The sequence below is a fragment of the Billgrantia aerodenitrificans genome (assembly GCF_021404405.1).
Lineage (GTDB): Bacteria > Pseudomonadota > Gammaproteobacteria > Pseudomonadales > Halomonadaceae > Halomonas > Halomonas aerodenitrificans.
This window is the reverse complement of record NZ_JABFTV010000002.1, coordinates 295938-311871: the sequence shown is the minus strand read 5'-3', so window position 1 is coordinate 311871 and position 15934 is coordinate 295938. Positions and strand designations below refer to the sequence as shown.

Sequence of the window (15934 nt, the reverse complement as noted above, 5' to 3'; positions counted from 1 at the left end):
ACTCGCCTTGGCGAGACGCCCCGCATAAGCTGATGACGCAAGTTGAACCGATACAAGTCTCAGTGGACCAAGGAGAGGAACCATGCTGAAACGTCTTGCCTTGTTGGCTGCCGCCCTGCTTCTGACCTTCTCGACAGCCGCTCATGCCAACGATCTCGAAGGCGAGATCGAGTCGCTCGATCGCGAAGCGCGCACCCTCACCGTTCAAGGCATTGTCTTCCATACCGATGACGATACCGATTATGACGACGGCCTGAGCAGCTTCGACGATCTCGAAGAAGGACAAAGAGTCGAGATCGATTTCGACTACGACGGCGAACGTCACCTCGCCAAGGAGATCGAGCTCGAGGACTGACCGCACTCGCAGCACTGACAGGCGGGCCGGCATTGGCGACAATGTCGGCCCGTTTGCATTTCAGGACACCATCATGACCCAGGCTTGGCAACAGTATCGTAGCGCACCCGCACTTGGCACGCGCCTCGTTCGACACGACGAGTTGGCGGTGGGCACTACCCACAGCCTGACCCTGCAGGGTGAAAAAGGGAGCTTCCCGCTGCTGCTGGTGCGCCTCGACGATGTGCTGCTCGGCTATGTCAACGCCTGCCCTCACCAGTACCTGCCACTCGACCAGCGCGGCTCGCGCATTCTCAGCCAGGACGGCGAGTCACTTCGCTGCACCAATCACGATGCCACCTTCTCTACCCGTACCGGTGAGGGCACAGGCGGCTTTGGTATTGATTGTGCGCTCGACCCGGTGCCGGTGAGCGTCGATGCCGAGGGCTGGATCGTCATCGGTTGAGCCAGCGAGCTGGTAAGCGTTGATGTGTACCATCATGTTTATTGATGGATAGAAGGCTATCTATCACCCGGCCGTTTCGTTTACGCTCGTCATTCAGCCACAGCACACCAAGGACCGTTGCATGACGCCGGCCGATTCTCTGCGCCTGATTCTGCTCTCTTCGCTATGGGGCATGTCGTTCATCTTCATGCGCGTGGCAGTACCCGAGTTCGGCCCGGTACCGCTCATCCTGGTGCGCATGGGCATCGGTGCGCTGCTGCTGCTTCCGCTGCTGCTCAGCCTGCGCTATCTCAAGCTGGTGTGGGAGAACAAGGGCGGCCTGCTGCTGCTTGGACTGGTCAACCATGTGCTGCCCTTCGTGCTGCTGGCCATGGCCACCATTCGCCTGGAGGCCGGCTTCACCTCGTTGATCAACGCCACCACGCCGATATTCACCGCCCTGCTCGGTGCCCTGTTCTTCACCACCCCGGTACAGCGTCAGCAGTACTTGGGCCTGGCGCTGGCCTTCTTCGGCGTGTATGTGCTCTCGGCCAACCGGCTGGACTTCGCCCTGGGCGGCGACGGCTGGTTCATTCTGGCCGCCGTAGGCGCCACCTTCTGCTACGGGGTGGCGACCAACTACTCCAAGACCTACCTGTCGCACTTGCCGGTACGGGTGCTGGCCGCCGGCAGTACCGCCATGTCGGCGCTGATTCTGCTGATCCCCGGGCTGTGGCTGTGGCCCAGCGAGCCGATAAGCGGCCTGGCGTGGGGCAACGCCCTGGGCCTGGCCATCTTCAGCACCACCCTGGCCTTCCTGCTCTACTTCGGGCTGATCTCCAGCGCCGGCGCTACCGCCACCTCGACGGTCACCTTCCTGGTGCCGGTGAGCGCCCTGCTGTGGGGCTACCTGCTGCTGGACGAACGGCTCAGCCTGCAGGTGCTGGTGGGCATGGCCATTACCTTGGCAGGTACCGCCATTGCCACCGGCATGCTTCGCTGGCGGCGCCGCGAGCTGGCCTGAACCGACACGGCGTAAACGAACGAGAGCGGCAGCGTCGTTACGCTGCCGCTCTCTCGTTACTGCACCGCTGATGAATCAGAAGTTGGGCTTGCGCTTCTCGACGAAGGCGCTCATGCCCTCCTTCTGCTCGCTGCCGGCAAAGCCAAGAGCGAACAGGCTGGTCTCCAGCGCCAGTGCACTGTCGAGGTCCTGATCCATGCCATCGTGCACCGCCTGCTTGGCGCTGCGCACCGCCAGCGGGCCGTTGCCGGCCAGCTGCTTGGTCAGCTCCTCGGCGTAGGCCTCGAGCTCGGCCTGGGGCATCACGCGGTTGACCAGGCCGATACGCAGGGCCTCCTGGGCATCGATCTTGCGCCCGGTGGTGACCAGATCCAGCGCCATGGCCGGTCCTACCCGACGCGGCAGGCGCTGAGTGCCGCCGAAGCCGGGAATCACCCCGAGCAGCACCTCGGGCTGGCCGAAGATTGCGTTGTCGCTGGCTACGGCCCAGTCGCAGGCCAGCGCCAGTTCGCAGCCGCCGCCAAGACAAAAGCCGTTCACCAGGGCGACCACCGGCACCGGGAGCGTCTCCAGTCGCTTGATGGTACGCAGGGCCTGACTGGCGAAGGCGCGCGCCTCCTCCGGGGTCTTGGTGCGCATTTCGGTGATGTCTGCACCGGCCACGAAGGACTTCTCACCCGCCCCGGTGATCAGCAGGGCACGCAGGTCGCTGCGCTTCTCCAGCTCGGTGAGCAGCGCTTCCAGCTCGGTGAGTACGGCACTATTGAGGGCGTTCAGCGCCTTGGGGCGGTTGATGGTCAGGCGCACGACGCCGGCGTTGTCGACCATCTCGATCAGCTTTTCGCTCATGGGGGCTCCTTGCTTGCAGTCAGAACGATACCGACCAACCCTAGCGAACGCTTGGTTGGTCGGCAATCCCCTGTTAGGTGAAGTCGAGTGAATTAGCGCAAAGGAAGCGCTCGATTCACGTCACGAGCGAAGAGAGGCTGGTTGCCGCCGGACCGCAGCTCCCGGAGTGTAGCCTGCTACATGAGGAGAGCGAGGACCGCCGGCAATCAGAATATCGAGCGCAGTAGTGAATCGTCGCTTACTGGTATATATGGAAGCCGCGCCCACTCTTCCGCCCCAAATAACCGGCCGCCACCATGCGCCTGAGCAGTGGACAGGGGCGATATTTCGGATCGCCGAAGCCCTCCTGCAGCACCTCCATGATCGCCAGGCAGACGTCCAGTCCGATCAGGTCGGCCAGGGCCAGCGGCCCCATGGGGTGAGCGGCGCCGAGCTGCATCGACTGGTCGATGTCCTCGGCGCTGGCAGCACCCTCCTGCAGCAGAAAGGCGGCCTCGTTGATCATCGGAATCAGCAGGCGATTGACGGCGAACCCGGGCGAGTCGGCAATGGCCACCGGCGTCTTGCCGAGCTGCCGAGTCAGCTCCTCGATTCGCGCCGCGGTGGCGTCAGAGGTCTGCTCGGCGCGGATCACCTCGACCAGCTTGAGCACCGGCACCGGATTGAAGAAGTGCATGCCCACCACCCGCTCGGGTCGCTCGCACACCGCGGCGAGCCGGGTCAGCGACAGCGACGAGGTGTTCGAGGCGAGAATGGCATCGTGGCTCAGCCGGCTCAGGTCGCGAAACAGCTTCTCCTTCAGCGCCGGCTGCTCGGGCGCGGCCTCGATGATCACCTCGCAGTCGCGCAGGGCCTCGAGCGACGTGGTCGTCTCCAGACGCGCCATGGCCTCGGCCTTTTCGGCCTCGCTGAGTTTCTCCTTGACCACCAGCCTGCCAAGGCCCTTGTCGATGGCGGCCTGGGCGCGGCCCAGCTGCTCGTCGGCCACGTCGTAGAGTCGTGTGGCAAAGCCGCTTGCCACCAGTACCTGCGCGATGCCCTGCCCCATGGTGCCGGCGCCAACCACACCGATTGCCTGTCGTGTCATTGTCTTGCTCCCGTTCACTGCTTGCGCGCTTCTTCGCGCAGGACGAATTTCTGGATCTTGCCGGTGGAGGTCTTGGGCAGCTCGGTGAAGATCACCGTCTTGGGCACTTTGAAGCGCGCCAGGTGCTGTCGACAGTGCTCGATGATGTCGGCTTCGGTGACCTCGCCATAGCCCACCTTGAGCTTGACGAAGGCACAGGGCGTCTCGCCCCACTTCTCGTCGGGCTTGGCCACCACCGCGGCCTCCTCCACGGCGGGATGGGAGTAGATGGCATCCTCCACCTCGATGGTGGAGATGTTCTCGCCACCGGAGATGATGATGTCCTTGGAGCGATCCTTGATCTCGATGTAGCCGTCAGGGTGCCACACGGCGAGATCGCCGGTGTGGTACCAGCCGCCTTCCAGCGCCTGCTCGGTGGCGGCCTCGTTCTTGAGATAGCCCTTCATCACGTTGTTGCCGCGCATCAGGATCTCGCCGATGGTCTCGCCATCCTTGGGCACCGGCTCCAGGGTGTTGGGGTCGGCGACGCAGAGCGCTTCCAGCATGTGGTAGCGCACGCCCTGACGCGCCTTGATCCTGGCCCGCTCCTCCAGCGGCAGCTCGTCCCACGCCTCGCGCCAGGCGCACACGGTGACCGGCCCGTAGACCTCGGTGAGACCGTAGACATGGGTCACTTCGATACCGAGCTTCTCGACGCCGGCGATCACCGAGGCGGGCGGCGCGGCACCGGCGGTGGTGACCTTCACCGGGTGGTCGAAAGCACGCTTCTGCTCCGCCGGCAGGTTGACCAGGCCGTTGAGTACGATCGGCGCACCGCTGAAGTGGGTGACCTTCTCGTCGACGATCAGGTCCATGATCTTCTTCGGATCGACCCTGCGCAGGCAAACGCTGACGCCGGCATTGGCGGCGATGGTCCAGGGAAAACACCAGCCGTTGCAGTGGAACATCGGCAGGGTCCAGAGATAGACCGGGTGATGCGGCATGGCCCACTCGAGGATGTTGCTCACCGCGTTGAGATAGGCGCCGCGATGGTGGTAGACCACCCCCTTGGGCTTGCCGGTGGTGCCCGAGGTGTAGTTGAGCGAGATCGCCTGCCACTCGTCCTCCGGGAGCTGGTAGGCGTACTCCGGGTCGCCCTCGGCCAGCAGCGCCTCGTACTCCAGCTCACCGATATGGCGTGTTTCGCCCTCGTACAGGGCGTCGTCCACGTCGATCACCAGCGGCTTGATCGCCAGCCGCGAGACGGCGTCTTCGATCACCCCGGTGAACTCCGGATCGACCAGCACCGCCTGGGCCTCGCCGTGCTCGAGCATGTAGGCGATGGCTTCGGCGTCGAGACGGATATTCAGCGTATTGAGCACGCAGCCGGCCAGCGGCACGCCGAAGTGCGCCTCGAACATCGCCGGCACGTTGGGCAGCATGGCGGCCACCGTCTCGCCAGGCTTGATACCGCGCTTCTCCAGCGCCGAGGCGAGCCGCCGGCAGCGCGCCCAGGTCTCGCGCCAGCTGCGGCGGATATCGCCGTGGATCACCGCCGGGTAGTCGGGGTAGATGGAAGCGCTGCGCTCGATGAAGGTCAGCGGCGATAGCGCCACATGGTTGGCCTGCGTCTTGGGCAGGTCCTGTTCGAAGATGCTGTCGTTCATGGTGGGCTCCGAGTGGGTATCGTTCTTATAGGTACTGTCCAGATCACCGGCCGCCGATGTGGCGGCCGGTGGAGTAACGGCTCAGGAAAGCGTGACCTGATAGTCGACCAGACTCTGCATGCCGGCCTCGATCACGCTGCGGTTGGCACGACCGACCGGCAACCACTGGCGCAGGGCGAAATCCGCCGCGGCCAGCTTGGCGCGATAGAAAGGTTCGCTGTTGCCACCCTCCTGGGCGGCACGCGCCTTGAGTGCGGCCCGCCCCATCTGCCAGGCGCACAGCACATGGCCGGCCAGGCTGAGGAACGGCGTGGCGTAGGCCTGCACGGCGTCGGCGCCGCGCTGCGGGTCGCGGCTCGCTTCGAGCACCAGCGCCATGGCGGCACGTAGATCGGCGGCGCCGGCGGCCAGGCTCTCGCCCAGGGCGGCCAGCTCAGCGCTCGCGCGCAGCTCGCCGGCAGTGGCTTCGACCTCATCGATCAGTTCGGCGAGCGCCGCGCCGCCGTCACGGGAGAGCTTGCGCCCGGCCAGGTCGAGCGCCTGGATGCCGTTGGTGCCCTCGTAGATCGGTGCGATGCGGGCATCGCGCAGCAGCTGGGCGGCGCCGGTCTCCTCGATGAAGCCCATGCCACCGTGCACCTGCACGCCGAGCGAGGCGATCTCCACCGCCTGATCGGTGGAGAACGCCTTGACCACCGGGATCAGCACGTCGACCCGAGCCTGGGCCGCGTCGCGCTCGGCGGCGTCTGCCGCGTGGCGCGCCACGTCCAGCTGGGCGGCGCAGTAGAGTGCCAGCGCCCGCAGCGCATCGGTGCGAGCGCGCATGGAGAGCAACATGCGGCGCACGTCGAGATGCTCGCTGATGGTGGCCTCGGCGCCCCGCGCCCTGCCCTGTATGCGATCCAGCGCATAGGCGAAGGCATGCTGACAGGCACGCTCGGCCACACCGATGCCCTGGATGCCGACCTTGTGACGCGCCTCGTTCATCATGGTGAACATGTGGTTCAGGCCGCGCCCCTCCTCGCCCACCAGGTAGCCGATGGCGCCGTCGTTCTCGCCGAAGCTCAGGGTGCAGGTGGGCGAGCCGTGGATGCCCAGCTTGTGTTCGATGGAGGCGCAGGTGACGTCGTTGCGCTCGCCCAGCGAGCCATCGGCCTCGACCCGATATTTGGGCACCAGGAACAGCGAGATGCCCTTGTTGCCCTCGGGGGCGTCGGGCTTGCGCGCCAGCACCAGGTGGATGATGTTCTCGCTGGCGTCGTGCTCGCCCCAGGTAATGAAGATCTTCTGGCCGTACAGGCGGTAGTGGTCACCTTCGGGCACTGCCCGCGTGCGCACCTTGGAGAGATCGGAGCCGGCCTGGGGCTCGGTGAGGTTCATGGTGCCGGTCCAGCTGCCCTCGACCAGCTTGGGCAGGTAGGTCGCCTTGAGCGCATCGCTGCCGTGGTGGGCCAGCGCCTCGATGGCGCCGGCGGTGAGCATCGGGCACAGCCCCAGCGCCATGTTGGCGCCGTGGAGCATCTCCTGCACGCTGCTCGCCACCACCTCGGGCAGGCCCTGGCCGCCCAGCGCCTGGGACACCCCGATACCGTTCCAGCCGCCTTCCGCATAAGCCTGGTAGGCCTCGGCGAAGCCGTCCGGCAGAGTCACGCCACCGTCCTCACGCCGTACGCAACCCTGGCGATCGCCGCTGGCATTGAGCGGTGCCCACACTTCACCGGCGAGCCTGGCCGCCTCCTCCAGTACCGCTTCGACCAGGTCGGGGCTGGCTTCCTCGAAGCCGGGCAGGTCGAGGGAGCGGTATTCGAGCAATTCCTCGAGCACGAAGCGAAGGTCACGAACGGGGGCGACGAAGGGAAACATGGAGACACCTCAGGAAAAATGATAACGGCGATAGTAGATATACTACTTTTCGTTGGCCATTATCACTAGGTCGCAGCCTGGTGACCAGCGCCCCACGCTCGGGCACGAAAAAAACGCCCGATGCGAGGGCATCGGGCGTCATGGGCGGTGGCCGGGGCTTCAGCGTCGGGCGTCGCTGTCGAGCGCTTCCTTTTCCTGGTCGCCGTACGCCACGTCATCCTCACCGTGATAGAAGGCGATATGCGGCTCGTCCGGCGGCGGCGGGCCGACCAGGGGCTCGGCCACTTCCACCTCAGGCACCACGTTGGAGAGATCCTCCATGTGCTCGTGCTCGATGGCCCCCTGCACCAGCTCCTCGGTGACGGTGAGCTCGGCACCCACCGGCGACATGGGCGTATTGGGCGAGAACGGCGCCACCGGTACCGGCGCCGGGCGCACGCTGCGGCGCCAGGTGAAGAAACCGACCAGGAACAGCCCCAGGGCGCCGAAGGCCCAGAACAGGCCGGCATCGCCCACCCAGGCCATGGCCGGTGAAATCAGCGGCGGGCTGACCGTCGAGCCGATGGCGTTGATCAGCAGCAGGCCCTGGCTCATGCGCACCAGCGCCCCGGCCGGGGCCCGGTCGGCGGCGTGGCTCACCGCCACCGGATAGAGGGCGAAGACGCCGCCGCCGAGCAAGAACAGCAGCACTGCCAACACCCAGGTGGTAAGCGGCAGCAGCAGCATGCCGGCCGAGATCAGTGTGCAGAAAGCCCCGATCATGATCAGCACGATCTGACGATCGTGGCGGTCGGACCAGCGCCCTAGGGGATACTGCAGCAGCATGGCGCCGAGGATCACCACCGCCATCATCTGCCCCACCTGCGCCACCGTCAGGCCGATACGCTGTAGATAGAGCGGCAATAGCGTGTAGACGGCAGCGACCGCCAGGCCCGAGCCGAAGCTGCCCATCACCCCGGTGGGGGTCATGACGATCAGCCGCATCGGCGAGAGCGGCTCGGCGTGCTCGATCAGCGGCGATACCCGCGGAATCATCGCCATGGGCAGCACCGACAGCGAGGCCAGCATGCCGATGACCATGAACGGCGCGGCCTCGCCCATCGCATCGGTCACGCCGAGCAGCAGCTGACCGAGCACACCGGCCGCGTACAGCGAGATCATGTAGAGGGCGAGCAGGCGCCCGCGCACCTTCTGATCGCCCGAGGTGAGCAGCCAGCTCTCGATGACCAGATAGACCCCCACGGTGGCCCAGCCGCCGATCAGGCGCAGGCCGAACCAGGCCCAGGGGTCGAAGATCAATGCCTGCAGCAGCACCGTGACCGCCACCAGCGAGGCAAAGCTGCCGTAGGCGCGAATATGGCCGATGCGCAACAGCAGCCGGTCGTTGAACATCGCCCCCAGCGCCAGGCCGATGAAGTAGGCCGAGGAGACCCAGCCGATCACGACCGGCGATTCGCCGGCAGCGTCGAGCCGCAGCGTGATCAGCGTGGCCAGGAAGCCGTTACCGATACCCAGGATGAAGAGACCCAGCAGGGGAGCCAGGGCCATGGCCAGCAGTTGCCGCGACATCAGCGCGCCTCTCGACAGAACCGAAGAATGTAAAGGGAGAAAGATGGCAGAAAACGCCGTGGAACGCTGCCCATCGCCCTGGCGTTTGGCATTCGAACGGCCAACGCTTGGGTGGGGCGGCGCGAATCATACGCCTGACAGCGCCGGTGTCAAACGCTTAATCCCATCCCCACCTCTCGGCCAGAACAATTCACCATTCTAGATCGGAAAAACAGCAAGACAGGCCAAGAGAGCCCGAATTACTTCTTCTGCAGCAGGGCCACATCGGCGCCGGGAAACTCGACGCTCATGCCCAGGTGCGCGGCCAGCCACTCGAAGCTCGCCTCGCTGAAGAAGCACACGTGCGTGGGGTCGAGAATGTAGTGCCAGCGGGCGAATGCCGCCTCGCCGGTCACCCGCTTGGTCATCAGCCCGAGCCAGCCGCCCGAGGGCAGCAGCGCCGCCAGCCGCCCGAGCTCACGCCCGGGGGCGAACAGATGCTCCACCACCTCGGTGGCGGTGATGAAGTCGTAGCGGCGCTCGAGCACGCTGGCATCGGGCGCATAGAACGGGTCGTAGATCGCCATCGGGTGGCCCGCCTCCTCGAACATCAGCGACAGCGTCGGGCCGGGGCCGGCGCCGAAATCGAGGCCGCTGGCTCCCGGCGCCAGCCGGTGCTGCAGCGGCTCGAACAGGCGCGACAGGAAACGCCGATAGCCGGGGTCGTCGGGGCGGTTCTGGTGCTGGTCGTAGACCGCCCGCTCCTGCTCGGGCGACAGACGCTGCTCAGGCGGCACGAAGACCAGCCGGCAATTGTCGCAGCGGTAGTAGTCGCGTCGTGCATCGCGATGAAAATGGCGCGAATGCGGGCAAGCGCATAGCGGGCAGGTCGGCATCGTCGTATCCTTCATGGCCTGACGAAAAAACACTTCACAACGAGGAGGCCGGCAATGCTGTCAGGTCTGGACCACCTGGTCATCACCGTGACCGACATCTCCCGCGCCGTGGATTTCTATTCTCGCGTACTCGGGCTCGAGGTGCGCTATCGCGATCGTGAGCGAGTCGATCTGCTGCTCGGCGACATCGCCCTGCGCCTGCACTGGACGGCGACCGACATCGAGCCGCGTGCCGCCACGCCCACCCCGGGCAGCCTGGATCTGTGCCTGCGCAGCCTGCTGCCGTTGGACGAGGTCCAGCGCCACCTCGAGGCGCTGGACGTGGAGGTCGAGCTCGGCCCGGTCTCACGCCAGGGCGCCACCGGCCCCATCGAATCGCTCTATCTGCGCGACCCCGACGGTAACCTGCTCGAACTCAGCCGGCCACTGAAAGAAACGCTGGAATAATGGCCCCGCTGGCAATGACGCGCGTGACCGGTATCATTGGGGCAAACCGTGTTTGACTGGATGGCCCATGAACGACAGCCCCGATAACCGCAACGTCATCGAACCGAACGGCACTCCCGACATCACCCTACCTATCGTCGTCTATGCCCTGCTTCTGGCCGGCGTGGTCAGCGGTGGGCTGACGGCCATCGTCGGCGTGGTCATCGCCTATGTCTATCGCGGCCAGGGTCCCCATTGGTTCGACGAGCATTACCGCTACCAGATCCGTACCTTCTGGCTCTCCGTGCTCTACTTTGCCATCTCCGGCGTGCTCACCCTGGTGATGATCGGCTTCGTGACCTGGCTGCTGGCCGTGGTATGGCTGGTGGTGCGCTGCGTGAAGGGCATCAAGCGCCTGCAGGAGCATCGCGAGCCCGACAACGTGGATGCCTGGCTGATCTGAACCATGAGCGAGTCGCAGCCCCCCTCCGCCACCCTGCAAGGCCGCGCCATCGCCGCCCTGTGGCGCACCCTGGCCGGGCGTCGCCCCGCCATGCTGTGGCGCCTGGCACGTGTTTCCGGCCCGCTGGTGCATCGCTTCAGCCGGCGCGAGCGCGAGGTCACCGAGATCAATCTCGCCGAGGTCTACCCCGAACAGGATGCCGCCACGCGCCGCCGGCTGGCCCGGGAGAGCCTGACCCACTCCACCGCCACCATGCTCGAGCTGGGCTTCGCCTGGATGGGCGAGCCGCAGCGGGTAGAGGACTCGATTCTCGAGATCCACGGCCGCGAACTGCTCGACGAAGCCCGCGCCGAGGGGCGCGGCGTGATCGTGCTGGCACCGCACTTCGGCAACTGGGAGGTGCTCAACTTCTGGCTTTCCAGTCACTTTCCCTTCACCGCCATGTACGAGCCGCCCAAGATCGCCGAACTCGATGCGGTGATCCGGCAAGGGCGCGAGCGCATGGGCGCAAGCCTGGTGCCGACCAATCCGCGCGGCGTCGCTGCCCTGCTCAAGGCGCTCAAACGCAGTGAAGCGGTGGGCATCCTGCCCGACCAGGAGCCCAACTGGGGCAGCGGCGTGTTCGCGCCCTTCTACCATCGCCTGGCCTACACCGCGACCCTGCTGCCCAAGCTGGTGGCACGCACCGACGCGCGGGTCGTCACCGGCGTGGCCCGGCGCATTCCCGGGCGCGGCTTCGCCATCCACTTCCTCGCCGCCGACGAGCGCGTCTACGCCACCGACGAGGAGCAGTCGGCCACCGGCGTCAACGCCTGCGTGGAAGACGCCATCGCCCTGGACCCGGCCCAGTACCAGTGGGAGTACAAGCGCTACCGCAAGGTGATCGAGGAACAACAGGGCGTGCCGAACCACCGGGAGTTTCGGCTCTACTGAACGCCGCCGCCGTTCATACGCAGGGGGGTGAATGCCTCAAGGACGAGTACGCCATCCATGATCCTGCCCAGGCCGCTCAAGGCGCTGACTTGGCTCGTGCTGTTTCTGGCACTGCTCTACGCGCTCTATCTCGCCACCGCAAACGCCCTGCTCGCCAGCGCCTGGGGCCGCGATCAGCTCGAGCGTTCGCCGCGTCTCTCGCTCGAGTGGGAGCGTGCCTGGACGCTCTTCCCCGGCCACCTCGAGGTCACCCAGTTGCACCTGGCCGGCCGCACCGCCGAGCGGCGCTTCACGCTGGCGGCCGAACGCGCCTCTCTGCGTTTCGCCCTCACTCCCCTGCTCGACCGTGAAGTCAGCATTCGCACCTTGGAAGCCGAGGGGATCCGTCAGGCCAGCCTCGACGCCTACCGGCTTGCAGGCAGCGGTACCCTAAAGCTGGCCGGCTTTCATTGGCGCGCCGGCGAGATCGGCGCCGAGCGCTTCTCGCTGCAGCTGGAAGAGGGCAGCGTGCTGCATGGCGATACGCTACTGGTGGAAGGCGTAACGCTTGATGCCGACCTGCGCCTGGCACCGCTGATCCTGGCCGAACACCCCGGCAGCGAAGCGGCACGCTTCGTCTCCGGCAGCCTCGCCCTGGCCGGGCGCAGTGACGCCTACGACGTTTTCAATCCCTACCTTGCTGCGCTGGGCTGGCTCGAGATCGACGGGCGCGGCGACCTCACCGGCGACATCGCCATCAAGCGCGGCGAGGTGCTGCCGGGCAGCCGTCTGCGCCTGGACTCCCCTCGCCTGAGCGTGCGGCTCGATGAGCGCCACTGGCTGGAAGCGGGAACGCTCTACCGCATCGACGGCTCCGGCGCCGTCGAGGTCGAGGTGGCGCAAAGCGCGCGTCTGGCGCTTGAGCTCGACGACATCGAGATGACCGAAGCGACACCCGACGCTTCGCTCGCCACCACGGCCCAACCGCTGCTCGGCGGCGAAGGGTTCCGGCTGGCGCTTGAGACCCCCGTGCTGCGCCTGTACGCTCCGCCGGACGAACTGCGGCGTGCCGAACTGCACTGGCGCAACGCCGAGGCGTTCGACATCGCCGCCTTCGAGCGCTACCTGCCGCCACCCGTACCGCTGACGCTGGAAGGCGGTTCGGCACGGCTACAGGGCGGGCTCGTCTATGACGACGAGCGCTTGGCCGGCGGTTTCGACCTCACCGGAGAGGCCATCTCGGTGCGCCTCGGCGAGCAGCCGCTGACCGGCTGGCTCGGCCTGCACCTGCCCATCGTCGAGCTCGACGTGGAACGCGGCGCAGTGGACGTTTCCGGCACGCGCTTCGAGCTCGAGGCGGCCGCCCCTGGCGAGGCGCAGCCGCTCAGCACGGCCCTGTCGCTGGCCACCGCCCGCTTTCGCTCACCGCTGGCGTGGCGCGAACTGGACGACGACGCTCTGCGTGATGGAGAAACACCATGGCAAGCGGAGCTGGAGCTGCGCGGTCATGTCGCCAATCTCGCCGTACTCGATCCTTTTCTCAGCGGGCTGTTCGGTGGGCGCGGCCTCGCCCTGCAGGGCGGCGGCCGGCTCGATGGCGCGCTCCAGGTTCGCGACGGCCAGCCGCTGCCCGGCAGCCGCCTCGAGGTTCGATCCGAGGCGCTGGGCGCCCGCTTTCTCGACTTTCACACCCAGGGCGACGGTCGCGCCCATCTGGCCCTGACCTCCGGCGAGCCCCACCCCGAGGCAAGCGTGGAGCTCGTCTTCGGCGAGGTGGACCTCACCCGCCTCAGCGATGGCCGCCGGCTGTTCCAAGCCGAGCACCTCGCGCTTGCCGCCGCCGCTCAGGCGGACTCACAGGCCACACGCCCCGACACCGCTGAGATCGAGTGGCGCGGCGCGCGCATCCCCGACGTCAGCGTGCTCGACGCTTACCTGCCGTCAACGGCCCCGCTGCGGCTGCACGGCGGCCAGGCCGGGAGCAATGGGCGACTGCTGATCGACGAGGAGCGCGCCCGAGGGCAGGTCACCCTGTCGGGCGATGCCATTCGTGGTCGCCTGCTGCAGGAAGCGTTCGAGGGGGAACTGGAGCTGATCCTCGAGCTACGCGACCTCCACCCCGCCCGCCAGCGCCTGGACCTCTCCGGTAGTCGCCTGACTCTCGATGCTGCGACCAACGGCGCCGAGCCCCTGCGTACCCAGTTGGTGGCCCGTCAGGCCAGTCTCCAGGGCGGCTTCGACTGGCCCGGCAGCGAGGCGCCGCGCCGACCGCTTTCCGGCACGCTGCGGCTGGACGGCTTGGTCGACCGGCTCAGCTTTCTCAACGCCTTCCTGCCCGACGAGCACGGCCTGGCCATTCAGGGTGGCGGACGCCTGAGCGCCGACCTACGCTTCAGCGACGGCGAAGCCACGCCCGGCAGCCAGCTGCGCGTTCACTCCGAGCGGCTCGGCGCCCGCTTCATGCACTACGAGGCCTTCGGCGACGGCTCGCTGATCGTGACGATCGACGACCCCGGCGCCGAGCTCAGCCTGTCGCTGCCCCGCTTCGGCCTACGCCGTCAGTCGGACGAAGGCGCCTTGATCGAGGGCCGCCTGCTGGAGATTCACAGCCGCGCACGCCATTTCGATCTGCCCGAGGGGCTGCGCGAGCTGAGTACGCGCATCGACCTTCCCCACCTGGTGGCGCCGGATCTCGCCGCGCTCAACGACTACCTGCCCCAGGGCGGCGCCATCGAGCTGCTCGCCGGCCAGGCGCGCATCGCCACTCACTTGCAGCTCGAAGGCATGCGCGCCAGCGGCCGGCTGGAGCTGCATGCACCGGACGCCCGCCTCGCCCTGCACGAGCAGACTCTCGCGGGCGCTCTGCATCTGGAGACCCGGCTCACCGACGGCGACCTGGAGAGTCTCGACTTCGACGTCTCCGGCTCGCGGCTCAGTCTCGACGGTGTGCGCCTGGCGGACGCCGGCGGCAGTCTCAGCCACGGCTGGTGGGCGCGGCTCGAGCTGCCCGAGGGACGCATGCGCTGGGAGCGGCCGCTGGAGCTCGACGCCCAACTGGAACTGGCCATGCGCGACAGCGGCCTGCTGGTGAATCTGCTCGTCGATGCCGCCCGCGAACGACGCTGGCTGCGTGAACGCCTCACCCTCGGCGAGGTACACGGCGAGGCTCGGGTCATGCTGAACGACGACACCGTACGGCTGGAGAATCTCGCCGTGCAGGGCGGCGAGCGCCTGGAGCTGCTGGCCAACCTCGCTCTGCGCGACTCCCAGCTTGCCGGTCGCGCCTTCGCCCGCTATGGCCCGCTTCGGCTGGGCATCGAGATCGACGAGGGCAGACGCCGCTGGCAGCTGCGCAACGCCCGCTCGTGGTACGCCAGCGGGGTGCCCGCCAGCGAGATGGTACTGCCCGAGAGCGAGCTGGTGCTGCCTGAGAGCGAAGCTTGGTTCGAACGGCTGGACGTGCAGGTGGAATAAAACAGATGGAATGAAGCAAATGGCCCGGATGGCTGGAAAGCGGCCGCCGACCTGCTAGACTGGCCACAACGCTTGACGGGGTGCCGGTGGAACCGGCTGAGATCGCCATACGACATGTCTGCTGCAGACGCGTCGTCACGGCGGGGCCCGTTGAACCTGATCCGGCTCGTACCGGCGTAGGAATCAAGCGGTGGCCAGGCACCAGTTCCTCCTGCTTCAGCCCTGACCCACTCTTCCCCCTTCGCCCGCGCTCCGGATCCCTTCACACCCGGAGGCAAGATGGGCTATCGCTTCACCGACCTGACCCGCGCCTGCCACGACGACTGGCGCGCCTACATCGAGCACGACTTCGTCCGTGGCTTGGGCACCGGCACCCTGGATGAAGGCGCCTTTCGCCACTATCTGCAGCAGGACTACCTGTTCCTGATCCACTTCGCCCGCGCCTATGCGCTGGCCGCCTACAAGAGCCGCACCCTGGCCGATCTGCGCCAGGCTCATGAAGGGCTCAAGGCCATCGTCGATGTGGAGCTCGGCCTGCACGTGGGCTACTGCCGCGAATGGGGCATCTCCGAGGCGGAGCTGGCCGCGCTGCCCGAGGCCCGCGCCACCATGGCTTACACCCGCTACGTGCTCGATACCGGCAACCGCGGCGACCTGCTCGACCTTCACGTGGCCCTGGCTCCCTGCCTGGTGGGCTACGGCGAGATCGCCAACTGGCTCAATGCCCGGGACGCTACCGTGCGCGGCAGCGCCAACCCCTTTGAGGCCTGGATCGCCATGTACGAAGGCGAAGAGTTCCAGGCCGCCATGCAGGCGGAACTGGCATGGCTCGACGACCGCCTGGCCGACGTCACCCCGGCACGTTTCGACGAGCTCGTCGAGGTGTTCCGCGATGCCACCCGGCTCGAGATCGATTTCTGGCAGATGGGGCTCGACCGCAGCCTCTGACGCTCCCCTGACCGACAAC

The 15934-nt window shown here is 66.9% G+C and carries 14 protein-coding genes and 1 riboswitch; of the genes, 8 read left to right on the top strand and 6 right to left on the bottom strand.

Annotated elements, in window-relative coordinates:
- Positions 1 to 82: 82 nt before the first annotated feature.
- The 3 genes from HOP59_RS04680 (at position 83) to HOP59_RS04670 (ending at position 1803) form a co-directional block, all read left to right on the top strand.
- Positions 83 to 355, top strand: coding sequence for a DUF5666 domain-containing protein (locus tag HOP59_RS04680; RefSeq protein ID WP_010629355.1), 273 nt, complete (start codon positions 83 to 85; stop codon positions 353 to 355).
- A 73-nt stretch (positions 356 to 428) separates the two neighbouring features.
- The gene (locus HOP59_RS04675) at positions 429 to 800 is read left to right on the top strand and encodes a Rieske (2Fe-2S) protein (protein ID WP_010629356.1); all 372 of its coding nucleotides are present in this window, start codon (positions 429 to 431) and stop codon (positions 798 to 800) included.
- A 121-nt stretch (positions 801 to 921) separates the two neighbouring features.
- Positions 922 to 1803 (top strand): DMT family transporter, encoded by an 882-nt coding sequence (locus HOP59_RS04670; protein WP_010629357.1) that lies wholly within the window; start codon positions 922 to 924, stop codon positions 1801 to 1803.
- 75 nt (positions 1804 to 1878) lie between these two features.
- On the opposite strand, the gene HOP59_RS04665 is transcribed toward HOP59_RS04670, so the two are convergent.
- From HOP59_RS04665 to HOP59_RS04640, 6 genes are all read right to left on the bottom strand, one after another.
- Positions 1879 to 2652, bottom strand: a complete 774-nt coding sequence (locus HOP59_RS04665; RefSeq protein WP_010629358.1) for an enoyl-CoA hydratase-related protein — start codon at positions 2650 to 2652, stop codon at positions 1879 to 1881.
- 238 nt (positions 2653 to 2890) lie between these two features.
- On the bottom strand, positions 2891 to 3739 hold the full coding sequence (locus tag HOP59_RS04660; protein WP_234253006.1) for a 3-hydroxybutyryl-CoA dehydrogenase: 849 nt from the start codon (positions 3737 to 3739) through the stop codon (positions 2891 to 2893).
- A 14-nt stretch (positions 3740 to 3753) separates the two neighbouring features.
- Complete coding sequence (locus HOP59_RS04655; protein WP_234253005.1) at positions 3754 to 5385, bottom strand: acyl-CoA synthetase; 1632 nt, start codon at positions 5383 to 5385, stop codon at positions 3754 to 3756.
- A gap of 81 nt (positions 5386 to 5466) precedes the next feature.
- Positions 5467 to 7248, bottom strand: a complete 1782-nt coding sequence (locus HOP59_RS04650) for an acyl-CoA dehydrogenase (RefSeq protein ID WP_234253004.1) — start codon at positions 7246 to 7248, stop codon at positions 5467 to 5469.
- A gap of 159 nt (positions 7249 to 7407) precedes the next feature.
- On the bottom strand, positions 7408 to 8817 hold the full coding sequence (locus tag HOP59_RS04645) for an MFS transporter (RefSeq protein WP_234253003.1): 1410 nt from the start codon (positions 8815 to 8817) through the stop codon (positions 7408 to 7410).
- A 239-nt stretch (positions 8818 to 9056) separates the two neighbouring features.
- Complete coding sequence (locus tag HOP59_RS04640) at positions 9057 to 9692, bottom strand: class I SAM-dependent methyltransferase (protein ID WP_234253002.1); 636 nt, start codon at positions 9690 to 9692, stop codon at positions 9057 to 9059.
- Between the two features lie 54 nt (positions 9693 to 9746).
- On the opposite strand from HOP59_RS04640, the gene HOP59_RS04635 reads away from it, so the two are divergent.
- From HOP59_RS04635 to tenA, 5 genes are all read left to right on the top strand, one after another.
- On the top strand, positions 9747 to 10139 hold the full coding sequence (locus tag HOP59_RS04635; protein WP_010629364.1) for a VOC family protein: 393 nt from the start codon (positions 9747 to 9749) through the stop codon (positions 10137 to 10139).
- A gap of 67 nt (positions 10140 to 10206) precedes the next feature.
- Positions 10207 to 10581: a DUF4870 family protein gene (locus HOP59_RS04630; RefSeq protein ID WP_234253001.1), complete on the top strand. Its 375-nt coding sequence runs from the start codon at positions 10207 to 10209 to the stop codon at positions 10579 to 10581.
- 3 nt (positions 10582 to 10584) lie between these two features.
- The gene (locus HOP59_RS04625) at positions 10585 to 11514 is read left to right on the top strand and encodes a lysophospholipid acyltransferase family protein (RefSeq protein ID WP_234253000.1); all 930 of its coding nucleotides are present in this window, start codon (positions 10585 to 10587) and stop codon (positions 11512 to 11514) included.
- 57 nt (positions 11515 to 11571) lie between these two features.
- The gene (locus tag HOP59_RS04620) at positions 11572 to 14967 is read left to right on the top strand and encodes a hypothetical protein (protein ID WP_234252999.1); all 3396 of its coding nucleotides are present in this window, start codon (positions 11572 to 11574) and stop codon (positions 14965 to 14967) included.
- Between the two features lie 66 nt (positions 14968 to 15033).
- A riboswitch (TPP riboswitch) is annotated at positions 15034 to 15167 on the top strand.
- Positions 15168 to 15246: 79 nt separating this feature from the next.
- Complete coding sequence (gene tenA / locus HOP59_RS04615; protein ID WP_010629368.1) at positions 15247 to 15915, top strand: thiaminase II; 669 nt, start codon at positions 15247 to 15249, stop codon at positions 15913 to 15915.
- The last annotated feature ends 19 nt before the right edge of the window (positions 15916 to 15934 follow it).